The 20,689-nt window shown below is 59.6% G+C and carries 18 protein-coding genes; 7 read left to right on the top strand and 11 right to left on the bottom strand.

Annotated features, from left to right (window positions below):
* Window positions 1-6: 6 nt before the first annotated feature.
* Complete coding sequence (lptE, locus tag ALQ04_RS00175) at window positions 7-612, bottom strand: LPS assembly lipoprotein LptE (RefSeq protein WP_122313656.1); 606 nt, start codon at window positions 610-612, stop codon at window positions 7-9.
* 89 nt (window positions 613-701) lie between these two features.
* The gene (gene leuS / locus ALQ04_RS00170; protein WP_122313655.1) at window positions 702-3,308 is read right to left on the bottom strand and encodes a leucine--tRNA ligase; all 2,607 of its coding nucleotides are present in this window, start codon (window positions 3,306-3,308) and stop codon (window positions 702-704) included.
* A gap of 315 nt (window positions 3,309-3,623) precedes the next feature.
* On the opposite strand from leuS, the gene ALQ04_RS00165 reads away from it, so the two are divergent.
* Complete coding sequence (locus tag ALQ04_RS00165; protein WP_122313654.1) at window positions 3,624-3,995, top strand: hypothetical protein; 372 nt, start codon at window positions 3,624-3,626, stop codon at window positions 3,993-3,995.
* Between the two features lie 84 nt (window positions 3,996-4,079).
* Window positions 4,080-4,841 carry a YdcF family protein gene (locus tag ALQ04_RS00160; protein ID WP_122313653.1) on the top strand — a complete coding sequence of 254 codons (762 nt, stop codon included), beginning with the start codon at window positions 4,080-4,082 and terminating at the stop codon, window positions 4,839-4,841.
* 57 nt (window positions 4,842-4,898) lie between these two features.
* On the opposite strand, the gene lnt is transcribed toward ALQ04_RS00160, so the two are convergent.
* From lnt to miaB, 5 genes are all read right to left on the bottom strand, one after another.
* Entirely contained in the window at window positions 4,899-6,419 is a 1,521-nt protein-coding gene (gene lnt / locus ALQ04_RS00155; protein ID WP_122313652.1) for an apolipoprotein N-acyltransferase, read from the bottom strand.
* Window positions 6,420-6,435: 16 nt separating this feature from the next.
* Complete coding sequence (locus tag ALQ04_RS00150; RefSeq protein ID WP_122313651.1) at window positions 6,436-7,278, bottom strand: HlyC/CorC family transporter; 843 nt, start codon at window positions 7,276-7,278, stop codon at window positions 6,436-6,438.
* A 5-nt stretch (window positions 7,279-7,283) separates the two neighbouring features.
* Window positions 7,284-7,784 (bottom strand): rRNA maturation RNase YbeY, encoded by a 501-nt coding sequence (gene ybeY, locus ALQ04_RS00145; protein WP_122313650.1) that lies wholly within the window; start codon window positions 7,782-7,784, stop codon window positions 7,284-7,286.
* A complete protein-coding gene (locus ALQ04_RS00140; RefSeq protein WP_122313649.1) occupies window positions 7,777-8,799 on the bottom strand; it encodes a PhoH family protein in 1,023 nt (340 codons plus the stop codon). Before ALQ04_RS00140 ends, ybeY begins: the two co-directional genes overlap by 8 nt.
* Window positions 8,800-8,977: 178 nt before the next feature.
* On the bottom strand, window positions 8,978-10,306 hold the full coding sequence (gene miaB / locus ALQ04_RS00135) for a tRNA (N6-isopentenyl adenosine(37)-C2)-methylthiotransferase MiaB (protein ID WP_122313648.1): 1,329 nt from the start codon (window positions 10,304-10,306) through the stop codon (window positions 8,978-8,980).
* 130 nt (window positions 10,307-10,436) lie between these two features.
* Here miaB and ALQ04_RS00130 point away from each other — a divergent pair, with 130 nt between their 5' ends.
* On the top strand, window positions 10,437-10,763 hold the full coding sequence (locus ALQ04_RS00130; protein ID WP_025261951.1) for a DUF1820 family protein: 327 nt from the start codon (window positions 10,437-10,439) through the stop codon (window positions 10,761-10,763).
* A 42-nt stretch (window positions 10,764-10,805) separates the two neighbouring features.
* Here the strand turns inward: ALQ04_RS00130 and ALQ04_RS00125 are convergent, their stop codons facing one another.
* A complete protein-coding gene (locus ALQ04_RS00125) occupies window positions 10,806-11,354 on the bottom strand; it encodes a tetratricopeptide repeat protein (RefSeq protein ID WP_122313688.1) in 549 nt (182 codons plus the stop codon).
* A gap of 189 nt (window positions 11,355-11,543) precedes the next feature.
* The gene (gene hemL / locus ALQ04_RS00120) at window positions 11,544-12,827 is read right to left on the bottom strand and encodes a glutamate-1-semialdehyde 2,1-aminomutase (RefSeq protein WP_122313647.1); all 1,284 of its coding nucleotides are present in this window, start codon (window positions 12,825-12,827) and stop codon (window positions 11,544-11,546) included.
* 194 nt (window positions 12,828-13,021) lie between these two features.
* Here hemL and ALQ04_RS00115 point away from each other — a divergent pair, with 194 nt between their 5' ends.
* Together ALQ04_RS00115 and ALQ04_RS00110 are read left to right on the top strand one after the other, a co-directional pair.
* On the top strand, window positions 13,022-14,467 hold the full coding sequence (locus tag ALQ04_RS00115) for an AlkA N-terminal domain-containing protein (protein ID WP_122313646.1): 1,446 nt from the start codon (window positions 13,022-13,024) through the stop codon (window positions 14,465-14,467).
* Entirely contained in the window at window positions 14,464-14,985 is a 522-nt protein-coding gene (locus ALQ04_RS00110; protein ID WP_122313645.1) for a methylated-DNA--[protein]-cysteine S-methyltransferase, read from the top strand. Before ALQ04_RS00115 ends, ALQ04_RS00110 begins: the two co-directional genes overlap by 4 nt.
* A gap of 136 nt (window positions 14,986-15,121) precedes the next feature.
* Here the strand turns inward: ALQ04_RS00110 and thiE are convergent, their stop codons facing one another.
* Entirely contained in the window at window positions 15,122-15,745 is a 624-nt protein-coding gene (thiE, locus tag ALQ04_RS00105) for a thiamine phosphate synthase (protein ID WP_122313644.1), read from the bottom strand.
* Window positions 15,746-15,768: 23 nt separating this feature from the next.
* A complete protein-coding gene (locus tag ALQ04_RS00100) occupies window positions 15,769-16,566 on the bottom strand; it encodes a hydroxymethylpyrimidine/phosphomethylpyrimidine kinase (RefSeq protein ID WP_122313687.1) in 798 nt (265 codons plus the stop codon).
* Window positions 16,567-16,932: 366 nt separating this feature from the next.
* Here ALQ04_RS00100 and ALQ04_RS00095 point away from each other — a divergent pair, with 366 nt between their 5' ends.
* Window positions 16,933-18,921: a 7TM diverse intracellular signaling domain-containing protein gene (locus ALQ04_RS00095; protein ID WP_122313643.1), complete on the top strand. Its 1,989-nt coding sequence runs from the start codon at window positions 16,933-16,935 to the stop codon at window positions 18,919-18,921.
* 113 nt (window positions 18,922-19,034) lie between these two features.
* On the top strand, window positions 19,035-20,684 hold the full coding sequence (locus ALQ04_RS00090; RefSeq protein ID WP_122313642.1) for an acyl-CoA dehydrogenase family protein: 1,650 nt from the start codon (window positions 19,035-19,037) through the stop codon (window positions 20,682-20,684).
* Window positions 20,685-20,689: the final 5 nt, after the last annotated feature.

Genomic DNA, 20,689 nt, shown 5'->3' with positions numbered 1-20,689 from the left:
GAACACTTACTTGCCTGGAATTTCGAGAGGCGACTGTTGAGGCGTTTCGTCACGCACCCGTTGAGCCGCTTCCAGCGCATCGGCCTCAGCCTTGGCAACGTCGTTGGCCTTCTGTTGCAGCTGTGCCAGACGTTCCGGCGTCAGTTGTTGCAGACGAGCCATCAGCTTCTGAATCAGTTCGCTGCGCATTTCATTGCGAATCTGCTGGGCTTCGTTGTCGGAGCTGGTCAGGTTGTTGCCATCGTGGTTGTAGGTTTTGTCCACGCTGACTTTATCGCCCAGCAGGAAGAGACCTTTCTCGCCATGCATTTCATAGTTCAGCGTAGTGGACAGCTGGATCTCGGCAGAGCGACCCGAGCCGGCGTAGCTGGCGGTGCGCTGGGTTTCGGCTTCACTGGTCAGGATCAACTTGTATTGCGCGCCGGTGTAGATCTTGACGCCCGAGTTGGTCAGTGTGCGATTGAGCTGGGTTACCGTTTCGCCGTACTGGTTACGTGCGCTCAGATCCAATTCCTTGATCGCCAGCTCGTTGGTGCCGGTACCACGCAGCTGGAAACCACAGGCACTCAACAATACCGCGAGGCCCATTACCAGCAAATTGCGTTTGATCATCTTGATGCTCCCCTTGAATCCGTTTGGGCCGACTTTGCGGCCCTTGGAAATATGTTCGACACCCGGCTCTTGCCGGGCGCCCGATCCAATCAGCTGGCGACGATATTGACCAGCTTGCCCGGCACCACGATCACTTTGCGGATCGTCAGGCCATCGATAAAGCGCAGTACGTTTTCATTGACCCGTGCAGCCGCTTCGACTTCTTCGCGGCTGGCGCTGGCCGGCATTTCGATCTGGCCACGCAGCTTGCCGTTGACCTGAATAACCAGTTGCAGGCTGTCCTGTACCAGAGCGCTTTCGTCCAGTACTGGCCAGCCCGCGTCGATAACGGCGCCTTCGTGCCCGAGCTGTTTCCACAGTTCATGGCTGATGTGCGGGGTAATCGGTGCCAGCAGCAGGGCGACGGTCTGCAGACCTTCCTGAAGCAGGGCGCGATCCTGGGCAGTGGCCTGAGGTGCCTTTTCCAGCACGTTCATCAAGGTCATCACCTGGGCAACGGCGGTGTTGAACTTCTGATTCTGGCCAATATCCTGGCTCGCCTGCTTGATAGCCAGGTGAATGGAGCGGCGAATGGCTTTCTGGTCGTCGTCCAGGGTCGTCAGATCAAGGCTGCCCGGCAGACCCTGGCCGACATGCGCCTGGGCCAGACGCCATACGCGACGCAGGAAACGGTGCGAGCCTTCGACGCCGGAGTCGGACCATTCCAGGCTCATGTCGGGCGGTGAGGCGAACATCATGAACAGACGGCAGGTATCGGCACCGTACTGATCGATCATGGTCTGCGGGTCGATGCCGTTCTTCTTCGACTTCGACATCTTTTCGGTACCGCCGATTTCCACCGGCAGGCCGTCGCTGGTCAGTTTGGCGCTGATGACCTTGGCCTTGGCGTCGCGCTCCAGGGTCACGTCGGCAGGGTTGATCCAGGTCTTCTTGCCGCTGGTTTCCACGCGGAAGTAGGTTTCGGCGTTGACCATGCCCTGGGTCAGCAGGTTCTTGAACGGCTCGTTGGAAGTCACCAGACCTTCGTCGCGCATCAGCTTGTGGAAGAAGCGTGCGTACAGCAGGTGCAGGATGGCGTGCTCGATACCGCCGATGTACTGGTCGACCGGCAGCCAGTGATTGGCCGCGTTCGGTTCTACCAGACCACCTTCGTAGTGCGGCGATGCATAGCGTGCGTAGTACCAGGACGATTCGACGAAGGTGTCCATGGTGTCGGTTTCACGCTTGGCCGGTGCGCCGCATTTCGGGCAACTGCATTCGTAGAATTCAGGCATGCGCGCCAGTGGCGAGCCAGCGCCATCGGGTACGACGTCTTCAGGCAGGACCACCGGCAACTGGTTTTCCGGGACCGGTACGTCACCGCACGTGTCGCAGTGCACGATAGGGATCGGGCAGCCCCAGTAGCGCTGACGGCTGATGCCCCAGTCGCGCAGGCGGAACTGGGTACGCGACTCACCCAGGTTCTTCTTGAGCAGTGCCGCTTCGATGGCGTCGAACGCGCCCTGGAAGTCCAGGCCGTTGAAGTCACCGGAATTGATCAGTTCGCCGTGCTCTCCGTAAGCTTCCTGCCACGGTGCCGGTGTTTCGTCGCCGGCGCTGGTGCGCACCACGGCCTTGATCGGCAGGTTGTATTTGGTGGCGAATTCAAAGTCGCGTTCGTCGTGAGCCGGGACCGCCATGACTGCGCCGTCGCCGTAGTGCATCAGCACGTAGTTGGCGACCCACACCGGCAGTTTTTCACCGGTCAGCGGGTGTTCGACGAACAGCGGAGTTGGCAGGCCTTTCTTTTCCTGGGTGGCGACATCGGCTTCGGCGACGCTGCCGCCCTTGCATTCATCGATGAACGCTTGCAACTCGGCATTGCCTTGCGCTGCCAGGGTTGCCAGCGGGTGCTCGGCGGCCACGGCCACGTAGGTTGCACCCATCAGTGTGTCAGGGCGGGTGGTGAAGACTTTCAGTGCACCGGCTTCGCCAATCGAGGTCTGGTCGTAGGGGAACTGGACTTCCATGCCACGGGATTTGCCAATCCAGTTGCGTTGCATGGTCTTGACCTGTTCAGGCCAGCCCGGCAACTCGTCGAGGCTTTGCAACAGCTCATCGGCGTAGGCCGTGATCTTGAAGTAGTACATCGGGATTTCGCGCTTCTCGATCAGCGCGCCCGAACGCCAGCCACGGCCGTCGATGACCTGCTCGTTGGCCAGTACGGTCTGGTCGATCGGGTCCCAGTTGACGGTGCCGTTCTTGCGGTAGATCACCCCTTTCTCGAACAGGCGAGTGAACAGCCATTGTTCCCAGCGGTAGTAATCTGGCTTGCAGGTGGTTACTTCACGCGACCAGTCGATGGCCAGGCCCAGGCTCTTGAGCTGGGCTTTCATGTAGGCGATGTTTTCGTAGGTCCACTTGGCCGGCGCGACATTGTTGTCGATAGCGGCGTTTTCCGCGGGCATGCCGAACGCATCCCAGCCCAGCGGCTGCAGGACATTCTTGCCCAGCATGCGCTGATAGCGAGAGATCACGTCGCCAATGGTGTAGTTGCGCACATGACCCATGTGCAGCTTGCCGCTCGGGTAAGGAAACATCGACAGGCAGTAGTAGGTTTCCTTGCCTGGCTGCTCACTGACTTCAAAAGACTTTTGCTCTTCCCAAAAGGATTGGGCGGCGGCTTCGATTTCGCGGGGCTGATAGAGTTCGTGCATGGCTACTTTTTACTAAAGATTGGTGACCCTTGACCTCTTCATTGCTTCACCGAGTCGGATTGGCACCGTTTGCCGGACAATCGTGACTGTCCTTGTGGTGCGTACAGGCTCATGGAGAGCGGAAGTGGAATTACAGGAAGCGTCGTAGCATACATGAGCGCTGTCTACCGAGGGAAACGCTGATTGTTGCAGAGCAGGCCTCAAGCCCCGTCTGACGGCTCTATCTGGCCGTTGGTCGCAGTATCCAGCCTGTTTTTTCAGCGGCGCTAAGCTCAACAGTGAGGGTATATCTTTACTCTTCAAAGAGGTGAGCGGATGACAGAGTTGCAGCACACAGTAAGCACTCCTGAGCTGTATGAACGCTTGATCCATCGTCTGGGGCTTGCTCTGGAAACGGCCAGTACCGCGGTTCGACTTCGTAACGAGTCGCCCGCCGAGCTTGAACTTGAAGGTTTGAGCAATGCCGAGCTGGAGTTTATCGAGGCCTACCTTGAAAAAGGGGCAATGGGTGTGAGCGGGGCTGTTAAGGGTAAGTTAGAGGGCAGTTTCATTGTTTCGCCGGAGCAGACCCATGCGAAGGTACCGCCCAAGACGTCCGCCAGGGTAATCTGGCTCAAGGACAAGAGGCGGGCCAGATTATCGACAGGGCCGGGCCGTTACACGTCAAACACTACGTTCAAGCTTTAAACCTCGCGGGCTTCGGGCTCGCTTTATAAGCATTGCTGCTTAGTCCCAAAAAAATTAGGCTTCGGGCATCCTTGGAGATGCTCGATGCCTATACGTTACATTCTCAAAACCCTGCTTCTGCCTCCGGGCATTTTCTTCGTGTTGCTGCTGGGTGCCTGGTGGGTGCGTCGCTCCCGTCCACGCATCGCGGCTGTCTGTTTCACGCTTGGGCTGGGTGGCCTGTGGTTGATGAGCCTCCCCGCAGTGGTGGAATGGGGCGCCCGCGCACTGGAGCGCGATCAACCCTTGTCACGCGAGCAATGGGCGACACTGGCGCAGCAGGCTGATGCCATTGTGGTTCTTGGTGCCGGGCGTGAGCGCAATGACCTGGCCTGGGGAGCAGACGTTCCTACGGGGGTCGGACTGGAGCGGCTGCGTTTTGCTGCGCACCTGTCGAAGGCATCCGGATTGCCGATCCTGGCGACCGGTGGCTTGCATTTTGGCGAGCCGCCAAGTGAGGCCGCGATCATGGCGCAATCGCTGCAAGAGGATTTCGGGGTTCCGGTGCGCTGGCAGGAAGGGCTTAGCCGCACCACCTGGGAGAATGCGACGATGACGGCCGAGATGCTGCAGCCGTTGGGTATCAAGCGGGTCGTGGTGGTGACTCAGGCCTGGCACATGGCGCGTTCACGCTGGAGTTTCGAGAAGGCCGGATTTACCGTGGTGGCAGCACCGGTCGGCTTTCTGGGACGCGCCAACGACCAGCCACTGGGTGGCTGGCTGCCTGACGCCACGGCCTTCATGCAGAACCGCTGGTTGATTAATGAAGCAGCAGGATTGCTGCTTTATCCGCTGACTTATCGCTGAAGCAATTCGCTCCTGCCCGTGCAGGAGCGAATCCATTCGCGAAACAGGTGTACCCGGTCAAACCGTCTTGGAGATGCGCCCCGCCATCAAGGCCCAGCCGAACAGCAGCACGCAGACAATGATCAGTGGCCATGAGCGCCAGTGCAGATACGGTGTCAGTTCCTGCATCGGCACCACTTCGCCATACAGCACGCCCCGCTCGAATTGCGGGATCTGCACTGTGATCTTGCCGAACGGGTCGATCAGGCCGGTGACGCCGTTGTTGGTGGCGCGGATCATCCAGCGGCCGGCTTCCAGGGCGCGCATCTGAGCCATTTGCAGGTGTTGCAGCGGGCCAATCGAGGTGCCGAACCAGGTGTCGTTGCTGATCGTCAGCAGCAGGTCGCTTTGAGCCGCCAGACCGGCAGCGAACTCCGGGTAGACCACTTCATAGCAAATGTACGGTGCAATCTGATAACCCTTGGCCTGCAACATGGGCTGGTCGCCCGGGCCGCGGGCGAAATCCGACATGGGCAGGTCGAAGAACGCGATCAGCCCGCGCAGGATGTCCTGCAACGGTACGTACTCGCCGAACGGTACAAGCTTCTGCTTCAGGTAGGTGCCATCCCCTTCGCCGGTCACGGTGATACCGTTGTAGTAACGAGATTCGCCGCGTCCGGTCACTTCACGCACCGGTACACCGGTGATAAGTGCCGAACCTCTCTGCGCCGCGAACTTGCCCATCATTGTCAGGTAGCCTTCAGCAGACTCCTTGAGTACCGGCACGGCAGTTTCCGGCCAGACGATCAGGTCGGCCTGCTGCGAGTTGAAGGTCATGTCGCGGTACAGCGCCAGTTGAGCATTCAACTGCTTGGGGTCCCACTTCATGCTTTGTTCGATGTTGCCCTGAATCGCCGCGACCTTCAGTGGCGCGCCGGCAGGCGAGGTCCAGGCGTGACCTTTGAGCGCGATGCCGATAACCCACGGTGCCAGCAAAAGCACCACGCCTGCAGCGAGAAAGGATTTGCGCGCGCGCAAGCGGTGCAGGTTGCTCAGCAAGGCGACGGTTAGCGCCAGAACAAAGGAAATCAGCCAGATACCGCCGACCGGTGCCAGCCCGGCCAGCGGGCCGTGAAGCTGGCTATAGCCGGAATACAGCCACGGAAACCCGGTCAGGAACCAGCCGCGAAAGGCTTCCTGCGCGGTCCACAGCGCCGCGAAGGCCAGCGCATCGGCCAGCGGTGCTTCATTGCGGCGAATCCAGCGGGCCCACAGCCAGGCGGGCAGGGCAAAGAACAGCGCGATCAACGAAATGAACAGCAGCATCAACAGGCCGGCCAGCAGTGGCGATGCACCACCGTAGGTGTTGATGCTGACGTAGATCCAGCTGGTACCTGCGCCGAACAGACCGAAGCCGTAGCACCAGCCCCGTACAAAGGCCTGGCGCGGGCTTGGCTCACGCAGACCCAGGTAGAAGATCGCCACCGCCACCAGTGCCAGAGGCCAGATGTCGAAGGGCGCCAGGGCCAGGGTGGTGAGTCCGCCAGCCGCCACGGCCAGCAGGTTACCGGGCCAGCCGGGGCGGGTTATCCAGCGCATGCAGATTCCTTGAACGTTACGGGCGAGAGATAGGGCTCAGGCGCAGCAAGTGAATGCGACGGCTGTCGGCGCTCAGGATGCGGAAGCGATAGGCACCGATCTCGGTGATTTCGTTACGCTTGGGCAAATGACCGAAGGCATTCATCACCAGCCCGCCGACCGTATCGAATTCGTCATCGGAAAACTCGCTGTCGAAGAACTCGTTGAAGCTCTCGATAGGCGTCAGGGCCTTGACCAGGAAGTCGCCGCTTGGCAGCGGTTTGATGTAGCTGTCTTCCTCGACGTCATGCTCGTCCTCGATGTCGCCGACGATCTGTTCCAGCACGTCTTCGATGGTCACCAGACCTGCGACACCGCCGTATTCGTCAATGACGATGGCCATGTGATTGTGGTTGGCGCGGAACTCGCGCAGCAGCACGTTCAGGCGCTTGGACTCGGGGACGAAAGTCGCCGGGCGCAGCAGGCTCTTGATGTCGTCGCTGTCGCCGTTGGGCTTGAGAATCAGTGGCAGCAAGTCCTTGGCCAGCAGCACGCCGAGCACGTCGTCGTGGCTCTCGCCGATCACCGGATAGCGCGAATGCGCGGCATCGATGACCGCAGGCAGGAACTCGCGGGGTGTCTGGTTGGCCCTGATGCTGATCATTTGCGAGCGCGGCACCATGATGTCGCGTACTTGCAGGTCAGCTACCTGGATGGCCCCTTCGACAATGGCCAGCGCTTCGCTGTCCAGAAGTTTGTTCTGTTGGGCTTCGCGCAGCAGCTCAAGCAGCTCCTGGCGGTTTTTCGGCTCGTGGACAAAAGCCTGGGTCAGTTTACCCAGCCATGACTTTTGTCCGTTGCTCGATCGGTCTTCGCTCATAGCCCTTACTCGTGGTCCTTGCTTGGTGTGTCTGAATGTGGATGTTCGGCGCTTTCATCGTCGGCATAAGGATCCGGATAGCCCAGTTCCTCAAGCAACGTTCGTTCCAGTGCTTCCATTTCTTCGGCTTCTTCATCGTCGATATGGTCGTAGCCGAGCAGATGAAGGCAGCCGTGAATGACCATGTGCGCCCAGTGCGCATCAACGGCCTTGCCTTGTTCCTGTGCTTCGCGATTGACCACTGCCACGCAGATGACCAGATCGCCCAGCAGCGGAATGTCCAACATGTCGTCAGGCACGTCCGCGGGAAAGGAGAGCACGTTGGTGGCGTAATCCTTGTGCCGCCATGTGTGATTGAGTTCGCGGCCCTCAGGTTCGTCGACCAGACGAATGGTCAGTTCCGAATCGGCGCTGCGCTGGCGCAGGCCCATTTCACACCAGAGGCGGAACTGGGCTTCGCTGGGGGCTTTTGCTTCACTTGCCAGTTGCAGATCCAGCTCAAGCATCGCGGCGGCTATCCCGTGAGGAATTGAAGCTGCTGGTCTGCGAGTCGCTGAAGCGGTCATCGAAGCGCTCATAGGCTTCGACGATGCGCTGCACCAGCGGATGGCGAACCACGTCCTTGGGTTTGAAATGGGTGAAGCTGATGCCCGGTACGTCCTTGAGGACATCGATGACATGCGTCAGGCCCGACTTGGTGCCCTTGGGCAGGTCGACCTGAGTGATGTCACCAGTGATCACGGCGGTGGAGCCGAAGCCAATACGGGTCAGGAACATTTTCATCTGCTCGACGGTGGTGTTCTGACTCTCGTCGAGAATGATGAAGCTGTTATTAAGGGTGCGTCCGCGCATGTAGGCCAGCGGGGCAACTTCAATCACCTGTTTCTCGATCAGCTTGGCGACATACTCGAAGCCGAGCATTTCGTAGAGCGCGTCGTAGAGCGGGCGCAGGTACGGGTCGATCTTCTGTGCCAGGTCGCCGGGCAGGAAACCGAGCTTCTCGCCCGCTTCCACGGCCGGACGCACCAGCAGGATGCGGCGGATCTGCTCACGCTCCAGCGCATCCACGGCACAGGCAACGGCCAGATAGGTCTTGCCGGTACCCGCAGGGCCGATGCCGAAGTTGATGTCGTTGCCGAGGATTTCCTTGACGTAGCGCTGCTGATTCAAGCCGCGAGGGCGAATCATGCCTTTCTTGGTGCGCAGTGCCACGCCGACTTCCGCAGCCGGATGATTATCCAGCCCGTCGACGCCCGATTCCTGCAGGAACAGGTGAACCATGTCCGGCGTCAGGTCAGTACCTTTGGTTTCCCGGTACAGACGGAGCAGGAGGTTTTCAGCCGAGGTGGTTTGTCTGGACTCGCCAATGAGCTCGAATTGATTGCCGCGATTGCGGATCTCGATGTCCAGGCGTTGTTCGATCAGGCGCAGATGCTCGTCGAGTTGCCCGCACAAGTTGGCGAAACGATGGGCCTCGAAAGGTTCGAGGATAAAGCGATGAGGTTCTGTAGGAGCGTTCAAGGTCGTTTTTAGCCGCCCGACGGCAATTGATATGAATTGAAGAATACCCCTAGAGAACCCTGGGCGAAAGGTCTGACTTGCTAAAGGGGATAGGCGTGAGGTTTTCGCGAATGAATTGGCCCCCACAGACGGGGCTGTGGGGGCCAATCGGGCGGCGATCCGCGTATGTGCGAAAACGTTACTGCAGCAGGGATCCGCGCAGTGAATGAGGCTGTGCGTCGTCGATGTGCACGTCGACAAACTGCCCGATCAGCTTGGGGTTGTCGCAGCGGAAGTTGACGATCCGGTTGTTCTCGGTGCGCCCTTGCAGCTCGCCAGGGTCCTTTTTCGAGTAATCGGTCACCAGAATGCGCTGGGTGCTGCCGACCATTTGTCGGCTGATCTCGAAACCTTGCTGGTTGAGGCGATGTTGCAGGGCCGCCAGGCGTTCTTTCTTCAAGGCTTCCGGGGTGTCGTCTTTCAGGTCTGCGGCCGGTGTGCCGGGGCGCGGGCTGTAGACGAACGAGAACGAGAAGTCGAAGCCCACGTCCTGAATCAGCTTCATGGTGTTTTCAAAGTCTTTCTCGGTTTCACCCGGGAAGCCGACGATGAAGTCCGAACTGATGCTGATACCCGGCACGGCGGCCTTGAGCTTGCGCAGCTTGGACTTGTATTCCAGCGTGGTGTGATTGCGCTTCATCGCCGCGAGAATACGGTCGGAGCCCGACTGCACCGGCAAGTGCAGATGCTTGACCAGTTCCGGCACTTCGGCGTGGGCCAGGATCAGGCTGTCGGAAAACTCCAGCGGATGCGAAGTGGTGTAGCGGATACGGTCGATGCCGTCGACGGCGGCCACTACGCGGATCAGATCGGCCAGATCGGCGACGCGCCCGTCATGCGTGGTGCCGCGATAGCCGTTGACGTTCTGGCCCAGCAGGGTGATTTCACGCACGCCGTTTTCAGCCAGGTGAATCACTTCGCTCAGCACGTCATCGAACGGCCGGCTGACTTCTTCACCACGGGTATAAGGCACGACACAGAACGTGCAGTACTTGCTGCAACCTTCCATCACCGAGACATAGGCACTTGGCCCGTCGACGCGAGGCTCGGGCAGATGGTCGAATTTTTCGATCTCCGGGAACGACACGTCGACCTGCGGCAGGCGGGTGATGCGTGCGGTGTCGATCATTTCCGGCAGGCGGTGCAGGGTCTGCGGGCCGAAGACCACGTCCACGTAGGGTGCGCGATCACGAATCGCCGCACCTTCCTGACTGGCGACGCAGCCACCGACGGCAATGACCATCTCGGGATTGGCCAGTTTCAGTTCGCGCCAGCGACCCAGCTGGGAATAGACCCGATCCTGGGCGCGCTCGCGAATCGAGCAGGTATTGAGCAGGATCACGTCGGCATCTTCCGCGCGAGCGGTGACTTCAAGGGCCTGATGTTCGCCCAGCAGATCGACCATGCGCGAGCTGTCGTACTCGTTCATCTGGCAACCGTGGGTTTCGATATAAAGCTTCCTGGTCATGCGTGATCATCGGCGGATTCAAAGAACCGCGCATTATAGGGATGATGCTCGCGGGTTCCTAGCGTTGCCTGTCTGGAGTACATGCTATAGTTCGCGCCCTTTTTTCATCCCTGATCGTTAACCGCCCGTTATGACCAAACGCGAAGCTCCAATCTACAAGGTGATTTTCCTCAACCAGGGCCAGGTGTTCGAGATGTACGCCAAGCAGATCTACCAGAGTGATCTGTGGGGGTTTCTGGAAGTGGAAGAGTTCGTCTTCGGCGAGCGTACGACTGTCGTGGTTGACCCCAGCGAAGAAAAGCTCAAGGCGCAGTTCGAGGGTGTGGTGCGCAGTTTCGTACCGATGCATTCGATCGTGCGGATCGATGAGGTCGAGCGGATGGGTACGCCAAAGATCAGCGAAGCGCGTGGTGGTGGCAATGTAATGCCGTTCCCCATGCCGATGCCGGAAAAGTAACAGCTAGCCAATAGTCTGTTTTGTTGCCCTGAGGCGATTCGATCAGGGCAGTGGCGAAAATGGACTGCGCCCTTCGGCGGTCTGCAGTTCCATCAGGTATTTGCGGAAAATCTGGCCCAGAACCTGAGTTGCAACTTCCAGTTCATCGCGCTTCATTTTTGCCGACACTTCGTCCGCCGCATCCAGGGCTTCTTCCGAGCCGTTGACCGCAGCCATCTTCAGCACGATATACGCCTGAATATTGTTGGCCTGCACACCTTCGCCGCGAGCGAACATCAAGCCCAGTTGATACTGCGCCTGGGCATGGCCCAGCAATGAAGCCTGCTCGAAATAATTGAGCGCCTGAGGCAAGTCGCGAGGGGTGTTCTGGCCCTCGTAATAGAACTCGCCCAACTCGTATTGCGCTTGCGCGTCCCCCGCTTGTGCAGCTTGCTGGCATGCCGAAAGCGCAGCCGGAAGATTCTCGGGCTGAGTATTGAGGGTGCAACGACCCACCGCTGGGATTAACAACGAGTTGCCGCCTGCATTGGTCAGCAGGGGATAGACAAGCAACAGGCAGCCCAATGCAAGGGTGCGGCCGGTGCGGTTCATGGGAGTCGACTTACCTCTGAAAAAGGTGCGGGCGTACCCGTCCAGCGGAACGTGCTGGCTGGCCATTATGAAATAAGCGGGGCCAACCTTACAAAGTCTTTACGGATTTTCTGCTGCACGGGTCCGATTTATCTCGTTCAGACCCGCAGGAGCGAATTCATNNNCGAATGAATTCGCTCCTACATTAGCTTATTTCAGCGCTGCGAACGCTTTTTCTGCTGCATCCAGGGTCAGTTTCAGCTCGGCTTCGCCATGGGCGATGGAAGTGAAGCCTGCTTCAAATGCGCTCGGTGCCAGATAAACACCGCCTTCGAGCATCAGATGGAAGAAGCGTTTGAAGCGGTCGGCATCGCTGCTCATGACATCCTGGAAGGTCACGATTTGCTTGGCGTCACTGAAATACAGGCCAAACATGCCGCCTGCCTGAGTGGTCACGAACGGAATGCCCGCAGCGTCGGCCCGTTGTTGCAGGCCTTCAAGCATGCGTCGGGTGTAGTCGCTCAACTCATCATGGAAGCCTGCGCGACTGATGAGGCGCAGGGTGGTCAGGCCGGCGGCCATGGCCAGCGGGTTGCCCGACAGCGTACCGGCCTGATAGACCGGCCCCAGTGGCGCGATGTGCGACATGATTTCGCGTTTGCCACCAAAGCAGCCGACCGGCATGCCGCCGCCGATGATCTTGCCGAAGGTGCTCAGGTCCGGGGTAACGCCGTAGTACGCCTGTGCTCCGCCGAGGGCGACGCGAAAACCGGTCATCACTTCGTCGAAGATCAGCACCACGCCATGCTCGTCGCACAGCGCACGCAAGCCTTGCAGGTAACCCGGCGCCGGTGGCACGCAGTTCATGTTGCCCGCTACCGGCTCGACGATGATGCACGCCACTTCCTGGCCGACATCGACCAATAGCTGGCGAACCGCATCCAGGTCGTTGAAAGGTACGGTCAGGGTGTGTTTGGCAAAAGCTGCCGGAACGCCAGGCGAACTTGGCACGCCCAGCGTCAGGGCGCCGGAACCGGCCTTGACCAGCAGGCTGTCGGAGTGACCGTGATAGCAGCCCTCGAACTTGATGATGCTGTCGCGGCCGGTGTAGCCACGGGCCAGACGAATTGCACTCATGGTCGCTTCGGTACCGGAGCTGACCATGCGCACCATTTCCATGGACGGCACCAGCGAGCAGACCAGCTCGGCCATTTCGGTTTCCATGGCGGTCGGCGCGCCATACGACAAACCGTGTTCCAGCTGGCTGCGCACAGCGTCGAGCACTTGCGGATGGCTGTGACCCAGAATCATCGGTCCCCACGAACCGACGTAATCGACATAACGCTTGTCGTCTTCGTCAGTCACGTAAGCGCCGGCAGCATGCTTGAAGAACAGAGGCGTGCCGCCAACGCTCTTGAAGGCGCGAACGGGCGAGTTGACGCCGCCGGGGATATGTTTCTGGGCGTTGGCGAAGAGTGTTTCGGAACGGGACATGATCGGGTCTCTGCTTTTGAACCGGGAAGTCGTTTCTACGCTGAGTGTGCAGCTCTGTGCCTGGCTGCTTCGGTGACGTCACGAGGCCTGAAGGCGTAGGGAGCCGCACTATAGCAAATGCCATCTATGGCTGCCGGATGCACATGTCCGAATTCAGCCAGACTTTTCTCCGTTGCTGGAGTAGGGTCTGCTTCATGAAAACTCTCGACCCAGAAGTGTGCTATGCGGCCTTTATCGCCCGGGACCGCCGTTTCGACGGCTGGTTTTTCATGGGCGTATCGACGACCGGGATTTATTGCCGACCGATGTGTCCGGTGCGTGCGCCGCTGGCCAGAAACTGCAGCTTCTATGCAACCGCAGCGGCAGCCGAGCAGGCCGGGTTTCGTCCATGCCTGCGCTGTCGCCCGGAACTGGCTCCTGGTCATGGCCTGCTGGATGTTTCCAGCCGTCTGGCCCAGGCCGCCGCGCGCTTGATCGAGGAAGGGTTCTTGAACGGCAGGAGCCTGGATGCGCTGGCTGAGCGGGTCGGCGTGACGTCGCGGCACCTGCGGCGGATCTTCGAGGCCGAGTTCGGCGTTGCAATGATCGACTTTGCCCAGACTCAGCGCCTGCTGATCGCCAAGCGTCTGTTGACCGATACCGGGATGTCCATGGCTGAAGTCGCGCTGGCTTCAGGGTTTGGCAGCGTCAGGCGTTTCAATGATGTGTTTCAGGCACGCTATGGGCTCAATCCTCTGCGCTTGAGAAAGAAAACCCATCAGGCCGGAGCTTCAAGCCTGCGCTTCGAGCTGTCGTATCGCCCGCCTTTTTCCTGGGATGGCGTGCTGGAGTTTCTTGCTCACCGTTGCATCGGCGGAGTCGAGCAGGTCACGGAGCAGGCTTACACGCGGGTCATCGCGCTCGAACATGCGGGGCGGCGTCTGGCCGGTTGGCTGACTGTGACACATGCGCCATCGCGACATGCCCTGGTGGTAACGGTCTCGGCCTCCTTGCAGCCGGCTATCGCTCAGGTGCTGGGTCGAGTGCGGCGAGTATTCGATACGGGGTGCCGGCCTGATCTGGTGGATGCGCACCTCGGGCCATTGGTGGCCGAATTGCCGGGCATGCGTGTTCCGGGCGCGTTCGACGGGTTCGAGATTGCGGTTCGGGCGGTGGTTGGCCAGCAGATATCGGTGACTCAGGCACGGCTGATTCTGGGACGTATCGCCGAGCGCTTCGGTACAGCGGTGGAAGAGGCGCCTGGCGGGCTGGCTCATGCTTTCCCGACGGCCGAAGCGATTGCCGATTTGCAGCCGGAAGAGCTTATTGCAACGGGTATTCTGCGGATTCGCGCCGAAGCCATCATCGCGGTCGCCCGGGAAGTGGCGGCAGGGCGTATCACCCTTGAACCGCTGGTGCCGCTGGATGAAACCCTGTCGGCCTTGCGACATATTCGCGGGATCGGTGAGTGGACCGTGCAATACATCGCCATGCGTGCGCTGGGTTGGCCGAATGCGTTTCCCGAGGGCGATGCAGTGCTTAAAAAACATCTGGGCTGTACAACGGTCGCCCAGCTCAATGAATACGCCAGCCAGTGGGCGCCCTGGCGCGCTTATGCGACAGTGCATGTCTGGCGGCAACGTGAGGAGGCCAAAAAATGATTCATGGCTATCTGCTTTCAAGTCCCCTCGGCGACATTGCCTTGCGCGCCGAGGACGATACGCTGACGGGTGTGTATTTCGTTGGTCAGAAATACTTTCCGCAACTGATCATGCTGCCCGACGATCATGCCGTACCGAAGGTGATCCGTCAGGCTCAGGAGCAATTGACCGAGTTCTTCAGCGGCGAGCGTCGATTTTTCGAGGTGCCATTGAGTTTTCGTGGCACCTCTTTCCAGGAACAGGTCTGGCGCGAGCTGGCGCGTATTCCTTACGGTGAAGTGCTGTCCTACGGCGCGATGGCCAGGAAAATGGGCCTGAGCCCCGGACACTCGCGCGCAGTCGGCACCGCCAACGGCAAGAACCCGATTTCGATCATCGTGCCTTGTCATCGGGTGATTGGTGCCGGAGGCGATTTGACCGGTTACGCCGGTGGCGTCGACCGCAAGCGGGCGCTACTGGCACTGGAAAACGCCAATGGCATGCCGACCTTTGAGCTCAAGGTCGTGGGGGCGTTGTAGGGCTTTCGCGAATGAATTGGCTCAAAACCGTATTGCCCTGTCGCGGGCAAGGCCCTTACACAAGGATTTGCGCTTCAATCCTGTGGTAGGAGCTTGCTCGCGACAGCTTCATTACAGGCAACAAAATACAGCCAGATCATTCACGAAAAAGGTCATTGAACGCCTTCGCCCGGCGGGTCACTTCCTGGGTGCTCTCGGCCCCGAACAGTCCATGTACCACTGCCAGCAGATCAGCCCCATGGGCCAGCAGTTGCGGTGCGTTTTCCAGGGTAATGCCGCCAATCACGGCAATCGGCAGAGGCATTCTGGCGCGGACCTGATCCAGCAGGTCAAGCGACACTGCCGGTGCGTCGGGTTTGGTCCGGGAGTTGAAGAAGCGCCCGAATGCCACATAGGTGGCGCCGTCGGCCCGAGCCTTTTCCGCCAGTTCGAGTGTGCCGTGGCAAGTCGCCCCTACAATCGCCTTGTGCCCCAGCAGCGCCCTGGCATCCGGCAGCGAGCCATCGGTTTGTCCAAGGTGCACGCCAACGCCCAGGCGTGCGGCCAGTTCAGCGTCGTCGTTGATGATCAGGCGGGTCTTGTACTGTTCGCACAGTTTGAGCAGCTCGCTGGCTTCGCGCAGGCGCCGCGACTCGTCGCTGGTCTTGTCCCGGTATTGCAGCAAGGTCACGCCGCCATCAAGGGCGGCCTGAACGTAGGGAAGGAACTTGCCGGTCAACAGTGCGCTGTCGGTAATGGCATACAGGCCACGTAGTTTCATCGAATGGGCCTCATGGCGTGACGTTACGAACAGAAATCCAGCGGTAAGCGGCGTGGCACGAATTGCCCCTTGCCCAACTGCTCAGCGTCACGCAACGTTCGCCAAGTGTAGTCCAGTGCGGTTTGCACAGCGCTGATCAGCGCTTCTCCCTGAGCCAGTCGTCCGGCCAGGGCGCTGGCCAGGGTGCAACCCGAACCGTGATAGCTGCCGGGCAGGCGCTGGCAGATAAAGGTGTGCGATTGGCCGCCGCGAATGTACAGGCGATTGTGCACTTCCTGTTCGTCGCCATGCCCGCCAGTGATCAGCAGGTTTGCACAGAACGGCAGCAGCTTCTGTGCGCATTCGTCGGCAGTGCCCTCAGGCAGCTCGGCGAGGATTCGCGCTTCCGGCAGGTTGGGAGTGGCAATGGTCGACAGGGGCAACAGCCGCTCACGCATCGCGTAACCGACCTCGTCCTTGCCCAGTTGGCCACCGCCGCCAGCGCGCAGTACCGGATCGCAGACCACCGGCAAATCCGGGTGCGCCGCCAGCAACTGAGCCACGGTATCAACCATTTCCAGAGAACCCAGCATGCCCAGCTTGACGGCTGCTACGCTCGAATCATTGAAGACTGCATTGGCCTGGGCCAGGACCCATTCACGGTCGAGCACGCGAAAATCGCTGACATTGACAGTGTCCTGAACGGTCAGGGCGGTCACTGCCGGTGCGGCATGACAGCCTTGTGCAAGCAGGGCTTCGATATCGGCCTGCAGACCGGCACCACCGCTTGGATCGTGGCCGCTGAGGCAGAGGACTACGGGACGGGAGCTATAAATATTCATGGTGCGCGAGCTTATCATTAAACCCTCACGGGGCCGCTGGTCGTGGACGGTTTTTCCGGAGCAAGTGAAAAATTAATCGCCGTGCAAGGGCAAAAAAATTTGAGTTTGCTCTGCAATGACCGAGATAGAGCTATCGCTTAAATTTCAAAGCGATAGTGACTAAAGGCCATTAACCGCTATGCTTGGTTATTCGTGACGCCTGATTTGTTCTGGTGATTTTTTATTGCCACGAGTCAGACATATCAGCCTGAGCAGGGTCCACACTAACGTAGCTGTTTGAACCATTGCCTGTTTCAAGGAAAGAAATTTTCGGGGCGTCGCCATCAATGGATGGAAATGACAGCGGCGGCCTACCTTGGGGCTTTAATGCGCTATTTGCTGATCATGCTGGTTGCCTGGTTTCCATTGCTGGCCCATGCCGTCGAGTTTGATGAAAACACTCGCAGCCTGCCATTGGGGCGCGCCATTCAAGTGTTTGAAGACGTGAGTGGCAAGGCAAATATCGACAGTGTCGCCTCCGGGGCAACAGGTTTTCGTGCGCTCGATAGCGAAACCTTCAATGCGGGCTATTCGCATTCGGCGTTCTGGCTGAAAGTCGATTTGCTGTACAAACCCAGCTCCCGGGCAAAGCATACCGACTGGTTGCTGGAACTGGCCTATCCGCCGATGGACCATGTCGACGTGTATCTGGCGGATGGCAATGGCCGCTATCAACTGGCCTGGAAAACCGGCGACATGCTGTCTTTCTCCAGCCGCGATGTTAAGCAGGGCAATTACGTGTTCGGCCTGGATTTGCAGCCCGGCAAGACCAGTACCGTCTATCTGCGTGTCGCCAGCCAGGGGCCGATCCAGGCGCCGCTCAATCTGTGGTCCAGCCACGCCTACATGGAAGAGCAGCCTTCCAAGGTCTACATCCTCGGGCTGATCTATGGCGTGCTGCTGGGGATGCTGGTCTACAACCTGTTCATCTACATCAGCGTACGCGACCCCAGCTATCTGTATTACATCCTGTATATCACCTCGTTCGGCCTGTATCAGCTATCGATCAATGGCGTGGCCATCGAATACCTGTGGCCGGACAGTCCTTCGTGGGCCAATACCGCCACGCCTTTCCTGATGGCGATCTCGGTGCTGTTCGTCAGCCAGTTTTCCCGCAGCTTCCTGCAGACGAAAGCTCTGGCGCGCTGGCTGGACAATCTGTTGCTCATGGTGATGGCCGGCGCCGTGGTGGCCATGCTGCTTGCCCTGTTCGCCGATTACGGGCCGGCATTGCGCACGGTGACGATGCTGGTGCTGGCCTGTTTCCTGGCCATGCTGGCCACGGGTATCACGGCAGTGCTCAAGGGCGTGCGCATCGCACGCTATTTCCTGGCAGCCTGGGTCGTATTTTTGATGGGCGGGCTGGTCAACGCGGTGATGTTGTTCGGCTATATCCCCAATACCTTCCTTCATCTGTACGCCAGCCAGATCAGCTCGGTACTGGAACTGGCGCTGTTGTCGCTGGCGCTGGCTGACCGGATCAACCATATCCGTGAGCAACAAGCACAGACGCTGCTGGAGGCGGGCCAGGATCTGGAACGCCTGAATCGCCAACTGGCGACCAGCAACCGGCTCAAGGACGAATTTCTGGCCACCCTCACGCATGAACTGCGCACGCCGATGAATGGCGTCATCGGTTCGCTGGAGTTGATGCAGACGGTGAAAATGGATGGCGAACTGGAGATGTATCAGCAGACTGCTGCCTCTTCAGCCCAGGACATGATGAGCATGATCAACGGCATCCTGACCCTGACCGAACTGCAGGCTGGCGTGCTGTATGCCGAAAGCGATGCCTTTGATCTGCTCGACCTGTTTGTCTCGTTGCGTGAGCGTTTCCGTAGCTCCGCGCAGTCCAAGGGGCTGGAGCTGATCTTCGAGCTGGACGAGCAATTGCCCGAAGGTGTGCGTGGCGATGTGCACAAGTTGTATCAGTGTCTTGAATGCCTGCTGGACAACGCCATCAAGTTCACCAAGCGCGGCACGGTCAAGGTTCGGGCCATGGCCCAGCGACATGACAACGACGTCCTGTTGTTGCGGGTCGAGGTGATGGACACCGGCATCGGTTTCAGCCAACTGGATGAAGCCACGCTGTATCAGCGTTTCTTCCAGGTCGACGGCTCCATGACGCGCGAATACGGCGGGTTGGGCATTGGCCTGGCGATCTGTCGGCAATTGGTCGAGTTGCAGGGCGGATCCCTGAGTCATCGTTCCGAGCCTGGTCGGGGCAGTTGCTTCACTGTCAGTCTGCCTTTGCTGATGGCTATTCCGGGCGCTGTGCGCAGGGCGCCGGCCGCCAAGGCGCAGTGGGGCATCTGAAACGCGGAAAAAAGCCCCGCTGATTCGTCATGAACGGCACTGTTTAAAGCTCTGGTTGCGTGGTTCACTGCTGCACATGGCACGCCAGCGTGCCCGCAGACAGGAGGCCACTCATGAACCTGCATCAGTTTGCCGAAACCCATCAGGTGACCAACCAGCCGCCCTCGCTGGATGGCGTCAATCTCTACCGTATCGACCTGCCTTTGCAGATGTGGATAAAACGTTTCGATGCCGGGTGGGCCGAACCGCGAATTGACACCTACGGCGCTTTGGCGGGCGGGCCGCTGATGGAGGCCGGTTTCCTCGCCAACCAGAACAAGCCGAGCTTTGCCAGTCATGACCGTTACGGCCATCGCATCGATCTGGTCGAATTTCACCCGGCTTATCACCAGTTGATGAATACCGCCATCGAGCATGGCATTCCCTCCTTGCCCTGGACCGATCCGCAACCCGGCGCCCATGTGGCACGTGCTGCAATGAGCTATCTGCATACCCAGGCCGAGCCCGGCAGCGGTTGTCCACTGACCATGACCTTTGCCAGCGTGCCGGCGCTCCGGCTGCAACCTGAACTGGCCGAACTCTGGTTGCCGAAAATCCTCTCCACTCGATACGACCCTCGCAATATCGGCATTGCCCATAAAACCGGTGCGACCATCGGCATGGCGATGACCGAAAAGCAGGGCGGCACCGATGTTCGTGCCAATACCACGCGGGCTTATCCGGTGGGCGCCAGTGGGCCGGGTCAGGTATATGAACTGGTTGGCCACAAGTGGTTCTGCTCGGCGCCGATGTGCGATGCCTTCCTGACCCTGGCGCAGACCGACAAGGGCCTGAGTTGTTTCCTGCTGCCACGCCATCGTCCGGACGACAGCCGTAACGAGTTGTATATCCAGCGCCTGAAAAACAAGCTGGGCAACTGCTCCAATGCTTCCAGCGAGATCGAGCTGCGCGGTGCACTGGCGTGGATGATCGGCGAAGAAGGCCGGGGTGTGCCGACCATCATCGAAATGGTCGCCATGACCCGCTTTGACTGCATGATCGGTTCCAGCGCCCTGATGCGTCAGGCGCTGACCCAGGCCACTCATCATTGCGCTCATCGCCAGGTCGGCGGGCGGGTGCTCAGCGAGCAGCCCTTGATGCAGAACGTGCTGGCCGACCTGGCGCTGGAAAGCGAAGCCGCGCTGGCGCTGACCTTGCGTATGGGCCGGGCGCTGGACCATCTGCAGGACGATCACGAGGCGCGCTTTGTGCGGCTGGTCACGGCGGTAGGCAAGTACTGGATCTGCAAGCGGGCGCCGGCGATGATCAACGAAGCCGCCGAATGCCTGGGCGGCGCGGGCTATGTCGAAGACAGCATCCTGCCTCGGCTGTATCGCGAAGCGCCGGTCAACTCGATCTGGGAGGGCTCCGGCAATGTGCAGTGCCTGGACGTATTGCGTGCGCTTTCCAAAGAGCCGGGCGTGCTCGATGCGCTGTTCGACGAACTGGGCGATGGCCATGGCGACCGGCATCTCGCCGCGCACATCGGGAAACTGAAGGCCGCGTTCAGGGACACCCACGATATTCAGTACCGTGCCCGGCAATTGACCGAAGATATTGCGCTCGCCTTGCAGGCCGGATTGCTGCTCGAAGCGGGTAATGACGCCGTCAGCGATGCGTTCATCGCCGGTCGGCTGCTGTCTTCCGGGCGCGTTTATGGCGCTTTGCCGGTGGGCGTCGATGTAGAAACTTTACTGGCCCGTGCCTCGCCGCAGGTGGCATAAACACG

The organism is Pseudomonas cichorii (assembly GCF_003700275.1).
GTDB lineage: Bacteria > Pseudomonadota > Gammaproteobacteria > Pseudomonadales > Pseudomonadaceae > Aquipseudomonas > Aquipseudomonas cichorii_B.
This window is presented reverse-complemented; position numbering and strand designations above follow the sequence as displayed.